Raw genomic sequence first — 11,263 nt, 5'->3', positions numbered from 1 at the left:
CTGGAGTTAACCGGGCGGACCCGGAATCATGACCGCATGTTCCAGCTCGACCCCCATCCGCTCGACTGGTTCACCGTCGACGACTCCGTACTCAGCGTCGCCCTCGTCTTCCCGATGCAGGGCGCCGCCGGGATCTTCGGTCCCACCTGCGAGCTGTGCGCGCAGCTCGCCGCGGAGGAGGTCAACCAGGCGGGCGGGGTGCTCGGCAGGGAGCTGCGGCTGCTGCCGGTGGACGGCGGCGCCGAGCCGGCCGAGATCGCCGACCGGGTCGGGGCGCTGGTGGAGCTGGGCGTCGTCCAGGGCGTCACCGGCTGGCACATCTCCTCGGTACGCCAGGCGCTGGCGCCGCGGATCGCGCACCGGGTGCCGTATGTGTACACGGCGCTGTACGAGGGCGGGGAGCACACCACGGGCGTCTTCCTGACCAGCGAGACACCGGACGACCAGCTGCGGCCCGCGATGCGGCTGCTGGCGCACGAGCGCCGGGTGCGCCGCTGGTTCGTCGTCGGCAACGACTATGTGTGGCCGCGCCGCACCGCGCGCGTCGCCCGCGGCTACGCGCGCGAGTCCGGGGGCGGCATCTGCGGGCAGGCCTATCTCCCGCTCGGCACCCATGAGTTCGACGACGTCCTGCGCCGGATCGAGCGGTCGGAGGCGGACGCCGTGCTCATGCTGCTGGTGGGCAGCGACGCGGTCCGGTTCAACCGGGCGTTCGCCGCGTCCGGGCTCGACCAGCGCTGTCTGCGGCTGAGCACGCTCATGGACGAGAACATGCTGATGGCCAGCGGCCCCACGGCCACGGAGGGTCTCTACAGCACGGCCGGGTACTTCGCCTCGCTCGCCAACCAGGACACGCTCGACTTCCACGGCCAGTACGCCGGGCGGTACGGCATCGAGGCGCCGGCACCCGGAAGTCTCGGTGAATCGTGTTACGAAGGCGTGCTGTTGCTGGCCGCGCTCATCGCCCGGGCCAGGTCGCTGGACGTGACGGCCATCGGCGCGACGGCCGACTCGGTGTCGTACGAGGGGCCGCGCGGGCTGTTGCGGCTGCGCGGCAGCCATGTCAAGCAGCGCATCTACCTCGCCCAGGCCGACGGCGTCGACTTCGACGTGCTCACCCAGCTGGACCTCGACACCGCTCGCCCTTGACATGTACCTCACCCCGCCGCGATACTTCACACAGGAAGTATTTAGAATGCCTCGGGCGACGTGTGAATTCCGGTTCGGAATTCCGTCCGAGGTATTTTTTGTTTCCCGGGGAGAGCCGGAAGATACAGCCGGGTAAGTGGCGGGAAACGCCTCGGAAACAAGCTGACTTGAGGCTGTGGACCGCACTTCAGGGACCAGCCGGTACACCATCATCGGAAAGCTGGACGCTCGCGCCACCACCGCGCCTGAAGGGCTGCTGATTCCTTCCCATTCAGTTGTCCTCCGGGACAAGGGGGTTCTTTTGTCCAGCGTTCCCAGTATCCACCGGCGCCGGTTCCTCGCCGGCACCGCGGCGGTCACCGCCGTCGTCGCGCTCTCCGCGTGCGGCGCGAAGACCGACTCGGCAAGCTCGTCCGACAAGGCCGCGAAGATCGATGTCAGCGGTGACACGGTCAAGGTCGGCCTGCTCAACTCGCTGTCCGGCACCATGGCCATCAGTGAGGTCACCGTACGCAACTCGCTGATGCTCGCCATCGACGAGATCAACGCCTCCGGCGGTGTCCTCGGCAAGAAGGTCAAGCCGATCAGCGAGGACGGCGCCTCCGACTGGCCGACCTTCGCCGAGAAGGCCTCCAAGCTCATCAAGGAGGACGCCGTCGCCGCCACCTTCGGCTGCTGGACCTCCGCCAGCCGCAAGGCCGTCAAGCCGGTGTTCGAGAAGAACAAGTCGCTGCTCTTCTACCCCGTGCAGTACGAGGGCCTGGAGGAGTCGCCGTACATCTTCTACACGGGCGCCACCACGAACCAGCAGATCATCCCGGGCCTCGACTACCTCAAGAGCCAGGGCAAGAAGAAGCTCTACCTGGTCGGCAGCGACTACGTCTTCCCGCGCACCGCCAACAAGGAGATCAGGGCGTACGCGAAGGCCAACGGCATGACCATCCTCGGCGAGGACTACGCACCGCTGGGCTCCACGGAGTTCAGCACGATCGCCAACAAGGTGAAGGCGTCGAAGGCGGACGCCGTCTTCAACACCCTCAACGGCGACTCGAACGTGGCCTTCTTCAAGGAGTACAAGTCGGCCGGTCTGACCGCGAAGACCATGCCGGTCGTCTCGGTGTCGATCGCCGAGGAGGAGGTCAAGTCGATCGGCCCCCAGTACCTGGCCGACCAGCTGACGGCCTGGAACTACTACCAGACCACCGAGGGCGCGGCGAACGAGAAGTTCGTCAAGGCGTACAAGGCCAAGTACGGCCAGGACAAGCCGACCAGTGACCCGATGGAGGCCGCCTACACCTCGGTCTACCTGTGGAAGGCGATGGTCGAGAAGGCGAAGTCCTTCGACCCGGAGAAGGTGAAGGCCGCCTCCGACGGCATCACCTTCGACGCGCCCGAGGGCGAGGTCACCGTCGACGGCGCCTCGCAGCACCTCTACAAGACCGCGCGGATCGGCAAGATCGGCAGCGACGGTCTCATCGAGGAAGTGTGGAACTCCGGCAAGCCGATCAAGCCGGACCCCTACCTCAAGGGCTACGACTGGGCCTCCGGCCTGTCCTGACCGCTCGCCTCGCGGGGGCCTCGGCGCCGAGGCCCCCGCACCCCCGTCTCCCCGGAGCCGCCGCATGACCGTGATCCTCGGTCAGACCTTCACCGGCATCAGCATCGGTGCCGTCCTGCTGCTCATCGCGCTCGGTCTCTCGCTCACCTTCGGCCAGATGAACGTCATCAACATGGCCCACGGCGAGTTCATCATGGCCGGCGCCTACACGACGTACGTCCTGCAGAAGTCGATTACCGGCGCGGGTATTTCCCTGCTTGTCGCGCTGCCCGTCGCATTTCTCGTCTCGGGCGCTCTCGGCGCCCTGCTCGAATGGCTGCTGATACGACGTCTGTATCTGCGGCCACTTGACACACTTCTCGTCACCTGGGGTGTCTCGCTGATGCTCCAGCAGCTCGCCCGGGACATTTTCGGCGCGCCGAACGTGCAGACCCGGGCGCCCGACTGGCTGACCGGGAACATCACCCTCATCGGCGGCGACGATCCGCTCACCGTCGCCAACAGCCGCCTGTTCATCCTGGGGCTGGCGGTCGCTGCGGTGGTCGCGCTGTCGCTGACGCTGCGGCTGACGCCGCTGGGCCGGCGGATCCGGGGCGTGGTGCAGAACCGGGACCTGGCCGAGGTGTCCGGCATCTCGACCGAGCGCGTGGACCGTACGGCGTTCTTCCTCGGGTCCGGGCTCGCGGGCGTCGCCGGGGTGGCGCTGACGCTGGTCGGTCCGATCGGGCCGACGATGGGCACCAACGTCATCATCGACGCCTTCCTGGTGATCGTGGTCGGCGGCATCGGACAGCTCAAGGGGACGGTCATCGTCGCCTTCGTGCTGGGTGTGCTGCAGTCGGTGCTGGAGTACTCCACCACCGTCAGCGTCGCCAAGGTGCTGGTCCTCGTCGCCATCGTCGCGTTCCTCCAGTGGCGGCCCCAGGGGCTGTACACGCTGCGTACGAGGAGTCTCGTATGAACCTGCTGAAAGGCCGTTCGGCGCGTGCCGCGGCAGGCTTCGCGGGAGCCGCCGCCCTGCTGTTCGCCGTCGCCCCGCTCCTTCTGTCCGACTTCCGGCTGGGCCTGCTCGCCAAGTACCTGTGCACGGCGATGGTCGCCGTCGGCATCTGTCTGGCCTGGGGCCGCGGCGGGCTGCTGACCCTCGGCCAGGGCGTGTTCTTCGGGCTCGGCGGTTACGCCATGGCGATGCACCTGAAGATCGCCGACGCCGGGCCCGGCAACCTGCCCGACTTCATGCAGCTGTACGGCACCGCCACCGAACTCCCTTGGTGGTGGCAGCCGTTCGCGAACCCGCTGTTCGCGCTCGCGGCGACCGTGCTGCTGCCGATGGCGGTCGCGGCGATCCTCGGGTCCTTCATCTTCCGGCGCCGGGTCAAGGGCGCCTACTTCGCGATCCTGAGCCAGGCCCTCGCCGCCGCCTTCGCCATCTGGCTGATCGGCCAGCAGGCCACGACCGGCGGCACCAACGGACTCACCGACATCCAGGGCTTCTTCGGCTACGCCCTCGACGACCCGGTCAACCAGCGGATGGTGTACTTCGTCATCGCCGCCGCCCTGCTGCTGCTCATCGCCCTCGCCCGGCAGCTGGTCCACAGCCGCTACGGCGAACTCCTCGTCGCGGTAAGGGACTCGGAGGAGCGGGTGCGCTTCCTCGGCTACAACCCGGCGAACGTCAAGCTCGTCGCGTACGTCGTGGCGGCGGGCATGGCGGGCCTGGCGGGCGCGCTGTTCGTGCCGGCCGTCGGCATCATCTCGCCCGCGATGATCGGCATCGTGCCGTCCATCGAGTTCGTGATCGGCGCCGCGGTGGGCGGACGGGCCAGCCTGGTCGGCGCGGTGCTCGGCGCGGTCGGGGTCGCCTGGGCGAAGACGGCGCTGTCGGAGGAGTTCCCGGCGGCCTGGACCTACTTCCAGGGCCTGCTGTTCATCGTCGCCCTGGCCTTCCTGCCCGGCGGACTCGCCTCGCTGGTGGGCCTCGTACGGCGGCGCATGGCCTCGCAGGCGACCGATTCCGAGGAGACGAAGCCCGTCGTTCCGGTGGGAGAAGCGGCATGACCGAGCTCGCGGGACTCGAGATACGACAACTGCGCGTGTCCTTCGACGGTTTCACCGCCGTCGACGGGGTGGACCTCGACGTCCACCCGGGCGACCTGCGCTTCCTCATCGGCCCGAACGGCGCCGGCAAGACCACCCTGGTCGACGCGGTCACCGGCCTGGTGCGTGCGGAGGGCTCGGTGCTCTTCGGCGGCGACGAGCTGTTGGGGCGGAGCGTGCACAGGATCGCCAGGTCGGGCATCGGGCGTACCTTCCAGACGGCCACCGTCTTCGAGGAGTTGACGGTCCTTCAGAACCTGGACATCGCGGCGGGCGCCGGTCGCGGCATGTGGACCATGCTCCGCCGCCGCAGGACCGTCCCGGAGTCGGTCGCCAGGACGCTGGAGACGGTCGGGCTCACCGAGCTCGCCGACTCCCCCGCCGGGACCCTCGCGCACGGCCAGAAGCAGTGGCTGGAGATCGGCATGCTGCTGGTGCAGGACGTACGGCTGCTGCTGCTCGACGAACCGGTGGCCGGCATGAGTCACGACGAGCGCCAGGCGACCGGCGAGCTGCTCCAGCGCATCAGCGAGGAGCGGACCGTGGTCGTCATCGAGCACGACATGGACTTCATGCGGTCCTTCGCGCGCAGCGTCAGCGTGCTGCACGCGGGCAAGGTGCTCAGCGAGGGCACGGTGGCCGAGGTCCAGGCCGATCCCCAGGTGCAGGAGGTGTACCTCGGGCACACGGCCGCCGAGGCCACCGCCGACGTGACCGTGCAGGAGGCGTGATGCTCCAGATCGACGACGTACGCGTCGGCTACCACCGCAGCACGGTGCTGCACGGGGTGTCCGTCGAGGTGCCCAGGGACGGCGTGGCCGCGGTGCTCGGGCACAACGGCGCGGGCAAGAGCACGCTCCTGCGCGCCGCCGTCGGCCTGCTCACCCCGAGCAGCGGCACGATCCGCCTCGACGGCGAGGACATCACCCGCCGCAAGCCGCACGAACGGGTCGCGCGCGCGATGGCGTACGTCCCGCAGGGCCAGCAGTCCTTCCCGCACCTGACCACCGCCGAGAACCTCCAACTGGTCGCGGACGGGCGGAAACGCGGGCGGGCCGCGATCGCCGAGGCGCTGGACGTGTTCCCCGCGCTGCGGGCGCTGTCCAACCGCCGCGCGGGCCTGCTCTCGGGTGGTCAGCGGCAGCAACTGGCCATCGCCCGCGCCCTGGTGACAGAGCCCCGGCTGCTCCTGCTCGACGAGCCGACCGAGGGCATCCAGCCGTCGGTGGTCGCCGAGATCGAGGAGACGATCCTCGCGCTGGCCGCCCGGGGCGGGCTCTCGGTGCTCCTGGTCGAGCAGCACGTCGGCTTCGCGATGCGGGCGGCGCAGCGGTACTACGTCCTGGAGGCCGGGCGGGTCACGTCGTCCGGCGAGGGCGGCGAGGAGGCCACGGTGGCGGTGCGTCAGGCGCTCAGCGTGTGAGTGCCTGACGCCGGGCTGCGAGGAAGGCGCGTTCCGCCGGGCTCTCCGACAGGGCGACGGCCGCCTCGTACGCCCGTACCGTACCGCCTCCGTGTCGCGGCCGAGGCGGCGCAGGAGGTCGGCGCGCACCGCGTGGAAGACGTGGTACTCGTCGAGGCCGAGGGCGTCCACGAGGTCGAGGGCCTGCCACGGGCCCTCGGTCTCGGCCACGGCGACCGCACGGTTCAGGGCCACGACGGGACTCGGGGCGACGGCCATGAGCTGGTCGTACAGCTGCCGGATCTGCCCCCAGTCCGTGTCCCACGCGCTCGGCGCGTCGCTTCGCACGGCCTGGATGGCGGCCTGGATCTGGTACGGCCCGGGCCGGTTCCGGCGCAGACAACGGCGGACCAGCGCCTGCCCCTCGGCGATCAGGTCGCGGTCCCAGCGCCCCCGGTCCTGCCCGGGCAGCGGAACCAGCACACCGTATTCGTCCTGCCGTGCGGGCCGGCGCGACTCGACGAGGAGCATCAGCGCGAGCAGGCCGGTCACCTCGGGCTCGTCCGGCATGAGCTCGGCCAGGAGCCGGCCGAGGCGTACGGCTTCGGCGCACAGGTCCGCCTCGCCCTCGTACCCCGCGTTGAAGATCAGGTAGACGACGGCCAGGACGCCCTTGAGCCGGTCCGGCAGGTCGGCGTCGCGGGGCACGCGGTACGGGATGCGGGCGTTGCGGATCTTGGCCTTGGCGCGGACCAGGCTCCCCCACAGCCCTGAACGGGCATGGGAGGTACCCCCATGGCCATGGTCGGCTCGGGCACGAGGGAGGCGCGGGCGATCCGGGCTGTCGTGTGCCCGCCACCCAGGCGCAGGGTGAGGGCGACCTGCGCCTGGGTGGCGAGGGCGGGGTGGCAGCAGGTGAAGATGAGCCGGAGCCGGTCGTCGCGCACGGGACCCTCCTCGGGTGCTGCGTCGGCGGCGTGCAGCAGGGCGGCCTGGGCGTGCCGTTCGTCCCGCCCGGCCTCGCGGCGCAGCCGGTCGATCGCCAGGTTCCGGGCGGTGGTGATGATCCACCCGGCCGGGCTGGGCGGCACGCCGGTCTCCGTCCAGCGCTGGACGGTCTCCGGCCAGCGCTGGACGGCCGTGGTGAAGGCCTCTTGAACCCTTCCTCGGCGAGGTCGATGTCGCCGAGGAAGCGGACGAGGACGGCGACCGCGCGGCCGTACTCCGCGCGGAAAACGGCCTCGACGTCCGTGGTCGGCATCAATCCTCGGCTTCGCCCATGAACGGCCGCACCTCGATCGGCAGCGTGGTCGCCAGTGCCAGTCTGCGACCCCATGCGAGGGCCGCGTCCAGGTCGGGCGCCTTGATGAGGCTGAAGCCGCCGAGCATCTCCTTGCCCTCGGCATACGGGCCGTCGGTGACCAGGACGTCACCGTCGCGGGGCCGCAGCACGGTGGACGACTCGGGGCCGTGCAGTCCCCCGGCGAAGACCCAGGCGCCCGCCTCGCGCAGCTCGCGGTTGAGGGCGTCCAGGTTCTTCTCGATCTCGGCCAGGATCTCCGGGGCGGGCGGCTCGCCCACCGGCTGCATCACATTGAGCAGGTAGTACTTCATGACGGCCTCCTCGGGCGTCGTGGCGTTCTCTCACCTCCTACACGAACGGCACGCCCCAGGATCGACACCGCGCACGGCGACACACGAAGAGATCGGGAGAATCCTGTCCATGACCACCGCGCCCCACCCCCTCGTCACCCGTGCCCGACAGCTCGCCGCCGACGCCCTCGCTCCTCAGGCGGAGCGTGTCGACCAGGAGGGGGTGCCCACGAGCCACATCGCCGCGATCAAGCGATCAGGCCTGCTCGGGGTGGGCGCGCCGAAGGAGTACGGCGGTGCGGCCGCGCCCGCCGCGGTGGCCCGGGAGACGGCGGAGATCCTGGCCGGGGCATGCTGCTCGACGTGGTTCGTGCAGACGCAGCACCACACGCCGGTGCTGACGCTGGCCAAGACCACGGGTCCCGTCCGGGAACGCCTGCTGGGCCCGCTGGCCCGCGGCGAACTGCTGTCCGGGGTGGCCTACGCACACCTCAGGGCGTATCCACGAACCCCCGTACGCGTCACGCCGGAGCGCCGCGGCTGGCGGTTCGACGGCACGGTCCCCTGGTACACCGGGTGGGGCCTCAACGACGTCATGCTGCTCGCCGGGGTCACTGACACCGGCGAGGCGCTCTTCGCCTTCACCGAGGCACGCGAACAGCCGGGCCTGCGGGCGTCGGAGCCGATGCGACTGGCGGCGCTCACCGCCTCGCACACGGTGTCACTGGAGCTGTCCGGCCTGTGGCTGCCGGAGGAGTCCGTGGCGCTGCGCAGGCCGTACGAGGAATGGGCCGCGACCGACCGCACGAAGACGGCGAACGCCTCACCGGCGGCCTTCGGCATCACTGAAGCCGCACTCGCCCTGCTGGACGACGACACCGCCGACCCACTGCGCGCCCGTCTCGACAAACTCCGCAGAAGAGCCTACGAGCTGGCGGACCACCCCTCGGCACACGAGCACGTGCAGGAACGGCTGGCCATGCGCACCCAGGCGTACGAGCTGATGCGCACGGCCACCACCGCCGCGGTGGTGGCCGGCGGCGGCCGCTCGATGACCTTGACCAACAAGGCCCAACGCCTGGCCCGCGAAGCACTGTTCCTCCTGGTCCAGGGCCAGACGACGGAGTCACGCACGGCACATCTGAACGCCCTCGCGGGCAACGACCGTCAAGGCCGGCCGTATACATCAGCATGAACCTGCCGACCACTACACATAAAGAAGAAATAAGCGCAGAATGTATGTAGGCGGCGCTTACCGCACACCGCACCAGACGCGGTCAGGCCTGCGAGTCAAAGGAGACGAGTCATGGCCAACGTCTCGCCCACCAGAGGTGACATAGCAGCTCACCCTGATGTATCCGAAATGCGGGCACGCTACGCCCGTATGCTCGGCGGTCGTGATGTGGCGCTCGTGGACGGACCGGTGTTCCTGCTCGGTCTGTACTGCGCCGTATCCCCCTGGATACTCCACTACACGACGAGCCAGCCCCCGCTCGTGACCCACAACCTGATCGTGGGCATCGCGATCGGCCTGCTGGCCCTCGGGTTCACCCGTGCTCCGGAGCGCATGTACGGCCTGAGCTGGGCCACCTGCGCGCTGGGCGTCTGGATGATCGTCGCGCCGTGGATCGTCGGAGAGAGCCCCGACGCCGGCGTCATCTGGAACAACATCGTCATCGGCGCCCTGGCCTTTGTTCTGGGGCTGATGTGCGCCTTTACGGCGGCGAAGAGCACCCCGAAGCCGTAGGAACGCACCGGGAAAGGAACCCGAGAACACGTTGGCCGGTCCGCGCCACGCGGGCCGGCCTCTCCCGTGTCAGCGGGTGGGCACCAGCCAGGGCTCCTGGGGCAGCGGGTGGCCGGTCTCCAGCAGCGACTTGAGGTTGGAGAGCACGGCAGGCCAGCCGGACGACGCGTCGGCGAGTTCACCCTCGTCGGCGAGGTCCTCGTGAGTCACGGTGAGGCGGACGATGTCGGCGTGCTGCCGGATGTCGAAGATGACCCGGGAGTACTTGTCCTGCTGTCCCTCCTCGTCGGGTGCCGCCCAGGTGGTGACCAGGCGGGTCGGGCGCTCGCTCGCCACGACGGTGCCGACCGCGTCGGCAATGCCGCTGCCGTCCGTGCGGACGTGTTCCCAGCGGGAGCCCTGCCGCCAGTCCGAGACGTTGCTGTGGCCCCAGTAGGCGGCGGTCAGATCGGCGTCGGTGAGCGCGTCCCAGACCTTTTCGGGCGTGCTTTCGATGTAGGTGACGTACACGAAGGTGGGCTTGTCGGTCATGGTTTCCTCGGCTCGTCGCTTCACGGCCCCGAGTACACGCAGGCGCGGGCGCTCGAACTTGTCGATCCACCGCTCCTGGATCTCCTGCAGCGGGACCGGATTGAGGTAGTGCAGCTTCTCCCGCCCCCGCCGCACCGTGCTGACCAGGTTGGCGGCCTCCAGGACGGCCAGATGCTGGGTCACCGACTGCCGCGTCATCGCGATGCGCTCACACAGTTCCCCCAGCGTCTGCCCGCTGTGCTCGTGCAGCCGATCCAGGAGCCGCCTGCGCGTGTCGTCGGCCAGCGCCTTGAAGACCTTGTCCATCCCGGAGTCACTCTCTGATCGCACACTCAACGTTATGCAGGTAATTACTTGCATGTCAATACGCTCCCCCGGCGCGGCGAGATCCCAGTCGACGAAGGCCGTCGGCAGCCACTCCTCGCCGGTCGCGGCGTACACCGTGTTCTTCGGGGCGAGGTCGTTGTGGCATACGTCGTCCTGGTCGCCTGCCAGTGGGGTGTCACAGGCCAAGTCGCATGAGCCAGAAGCGTCGCCCAGCCTGCTCACCCCCAGGCACCCTGTTCACATGGATCACGCAGAGGTACTGCTCATCGGGGGACGGGCCGGGGTCGGCAAGACGACCGTGGGGTGGGAGGTTTCGGCTCGGCTGAGGGGAGCCGGGGTCGCGCATGCCGTGATCGAGGGGGACTTCATGGGGGCCGTGCATCCGGCGCCGGACGGCGATCCGCACCGGGCCGGGATCACAGAACGGAATCTGGCTGCCGTGTGGAGGAACTACGCCGAGCTCGGATACCAGCGCCTCGTCTACACGAACACCGTCAGCGTGCTCGACGAGGCCGCCGGCATGTTCCGCCGGGCCATGGGGGACGACGTACGGATCGTCCGGGTGCTGCTCACCGCAACCGACGGGACGACGGAACAGCGTTTGTCCGGGCGGGAGTTGGGCTCGGAGCTGGAACAGGAGTTGAAGAGCAGCGACCGTAAGGCACGGCTGCTGGACCACCGTGCGCCCATGGACACCCTGCGGGTGGTGACCGACGGGCGGACAGTGATCGACATCGCGGCCGACGTGGTTGCAGCCACCGGCTGGGGCAGAGGATGACCCTGTGTCACCGGTCGTTGAAGCGGAACGGACTGTCCCTCTCGCCAGGGGGCACTCGAACAGTGCGGGGGACTTGACGGA

General features: G+C 69.4%; 11 protein-coding genes and 1 pseudogene. 9 read left to right on the top strand and 3 right to left on the bottom strand.

Annotated features, from left to right (window positions below):
• Positions 1 to 36 precede the first annotated feature (36 nt).
• The 6 genes from AQJ91_RS40710 to urtE all read left to right on the top strand — a co-directional run bounded on the left by AQJ91_RS40710 (position 37) and on the right by urtE (position 6,227).
• Positions 37 to 1,149, top strand: a complete 1,113-nt coding sequence (locus tag AQJ91_RS40710) for a substrate-binding domain-containing protein (protein ID WP_067032691.1) — start codon at positions 37 to 39, stop codon at positions 1,147 to 1,149.
• A gap of 319 nt (positions 1,150 to 1,468) precedes the next feature.
• On the top strand, positions 1,469 to 2,707 hold the full coding sequence (gene urtA / locus AQJ91_RS40705; RefSeq protein ID WP_067032705.1) for an urea ABC transporter substrate-binding protein: 1,239 nt from the start codon (positions 1,469 to 1,471) through the stop codon (positions 2,705 to 2,707).
• 64 nt (positions 2,708 to 2,771) lie between these two features.
• Positions 2,772 to 3,668 (top strand): urea ABC transporter permease subunit UrtB, encoded by an 897-nt coding sequence (gene urtB / locus AQJ91_RS40700; RefSeq protein ID WP_067032690.1) that lies wholly within the window; start codon positions 2,772 to 2,774, stop codon positions 3,666 to 3,668.
• Positions 3,665 to 4,765 carry an urea ABC transporter permease subunit UrtC gene (urtC, locus tag AQJ91_RS40695; RefSeq protein ID WP_067032688.1) on the top strand — a complete coding sequence of 367 codons (1,101 nt, stop codon included), beginning with the start codon at positions 3,665 to 3,667 and terminating at the stop codon, positions 4,763 to 4,765. The genes urtB and urtC overlap by 4 nt, the downstream gene beginning before the upstream one ends.
• Positions 4,762 to 5,535 (top strand): urea ABC transporter ATP-binding protein UrtD, encoded by a 774-nt coding sequence (gene urtD, locus AQJ91_RS40690; protein ID WP_067032686.1) that lies wholly within the window; start codon positions 4,762 to 4,764, stop codon positions 5,533 to 5,535. Before urtC ends, urtD begins: the two co-directional genes overlap by 4 nt.
• Positions 5,535 to 6,227: an urea ABC transporter ATP-binding subunit UrtE gene (urtE, locus tag AQJ91_RS40685; protein ID WP_067032684.1), complete on the top strand. Its 693-nt coding sequence runs from the start codon at positions 5,535 to 5,537 to the stop codon at positions 6,225 to 6,227. The genes urtD and urtE overlap by 1 nt, the downstream gene beginning before the upstream one ends.
• Here urtE and AQJ91_RS52940 read toward each other — a convergent pair.
• Positions 6,217 to 7,467: pseudogene (locus AQJ91_RS52940) on the bottom strand (RNA polymerase sigma factor). The gene urtE and the pseudogene AQJ91_RS52940 overlap by 11 nt on opposite strands.
• Positions 7,467 to 7,820 (bottom strand): YciI family protein, encoded by a 354-nt coding sequence (locus AQJ91_RS40670; protein ID WP_067032678.1) that lies wholly within the window; start codon positions 7,818 to 7,820, stop codon positions 7,467 to 7,469. The pseudogene AQJ91_RS52940 and the gene AQJ91_RS40670 overlap by 1 nt, the downstream one beginning before the upstream one ends.
• 109 nt (positions 7,821 to 7,929) lie before the next feature.
• Here AQJ91_RS40670 and AQJ91_RS40665 point away from each other — a divergent pair, with 109 nt between their 5' ends.
• Both AQJ91_RS40665 and AQJ91_RS40660 read left to right on the top strand, forming a co-directional pair.
• Positions 7,930 to 8,994: an acyl-CoA dehydrogenase family protein gene (locus AQJ91_RS40665; protein ID WP_067032667.1), complete on the top strand. Its 1,065-nt coding sequence runs from the start codon at positions 7,930 to 7,932 to the stop codon at positions 8,992 to 8,994.
• 111 nt (positions 8,995 to 9,105) lie between these two features.
• Positions 9,106 to 9,546 (top strand): SPW repeat protein, encoded by a 441-nt coding sequence (locus AQJ91_RS40660; RefSeq protein ID WP_067032664.1) that lies wholly within the window; start codon positions 9,106 to 9,108, stop codon positions 9,544 to 9,546.
• A 69-nt stretch (positions 9,547 to 9,615) separates the two neighbouring features.
• On the opposite strand, the gene AQJ91_RS40655 is transcribed toward AQJ91_RS40660, so the two are convergent.
• Positions 9,616 to 10,383: an ArsR/SmtB family transcription factor gene (locus AQJ91_RS40655; RefSeq protein WP_067032662.1), complete on the bottom strand. Its 768-nt coding sequence runs from the start codon at positions 10,381 to 10,383 to the stop codon at positions 9,616 to 9,618.
• A 262-nt stretch (positions 10,384 to 10,645) separates the two neighbouring features.
• On the opposite strand from AQJ91_RS40655, the gene AQJ91_RS40650 reads away from it, so the two are divergent.
• Entirely contained in the window at positions 10,646 to 11,182 is a 537-nt protein-coding gene (locus tag AQJ91_RS40650; protein ID WP_067032659.1) for an ATP-binding protein, read from the top strand.
• Positions 11,183 to 11,263 lie beyond the last annotated feature (81 nt).

Origin of the sequence: Streptomyces dysideae, from assembly GCF_001514305.1 — a bacterium.
Lineage (GTDB): Bacteria > Actinomycetota > Actinomycetes > Streptomycetales > Streptomycetaceae > Streptomyces > Streptomyces dysideae.
Note: the sequence above shows the minus strand (reverse complement) of the source record. Positions and strands in the feature narration are given on the sequence as shown.

Bases quoted from the DNA above. Each gene is read 5' to 3' on its own strand.
- AQJ91_RS40665 (WP_067032667.1), top strand. From the start codon at position 7,930: ATGACCACCGCGCCCCACCCCCTCGTCACCCGTGCCCGACAGCTCGCC.
- AQJ91_RS40660 (WP_067032664.1), top strand. From the start codon at position 9,106: ATGGCCAACGTCTCGCCCACCAGAGGTGACATAGCAGCTCACCCTGAT.
- urtE (WP_067032684.1), top strand. From the start codon at position 5,535: ATGCTCCAGATCGACGACGTACGCGTCGGCTACCACCGCAGCACGGTG.
- AQJ91_RS40650 (WP_067032659.1), top strand. From the start codon at position 10,646: ATGGATCACGCAGAGGTACTGCTCATCGGGGGACGGGCCGGGGTCGGC.
- urtD (WP_067032686.1), top strand. From the start codon at position 4,762: ATGACCGAGCTCGCGGGACTCGAGATACGACAACTGCGCGTGTCCTTC.
- urtB (WP_067032690.1), top strand. From the start codon at position 2,772: ATGACCGTGATCCTCGGTCAGACCTTCACCGGCATCAGCATCGGTGCC.
- urtC (WP_067032688.1), top strand. From the start codon at position 3,665: ATGAACCTGCTGAAAGGCCGTTCGGCGCGTGCCGCGGCAGGCTTCGCG.
- AQJ91_RS40670 (WP_067032678.1), bottom strand. From the start codon at position 7,820: ATGAAGTACTACCTGCTCAATGTGATGCAGCCGGTGGGCGAGCCGCCC.
- AQJ91_RS40710 (WP_067032691.1), top strand. From the start codon at position 37: ATGTTCCAGCTCGACCCCCATCCGCTCGACTGGTTCACCGTCGACGAC.
- AQJ91_RS40655 (WP_067032662.1), bottom strand. From the start codon at position 10,383: ATGGACAAGGTCTTCAAGGCGCTGGCCGACGACACGCGCAGGCGGCTC.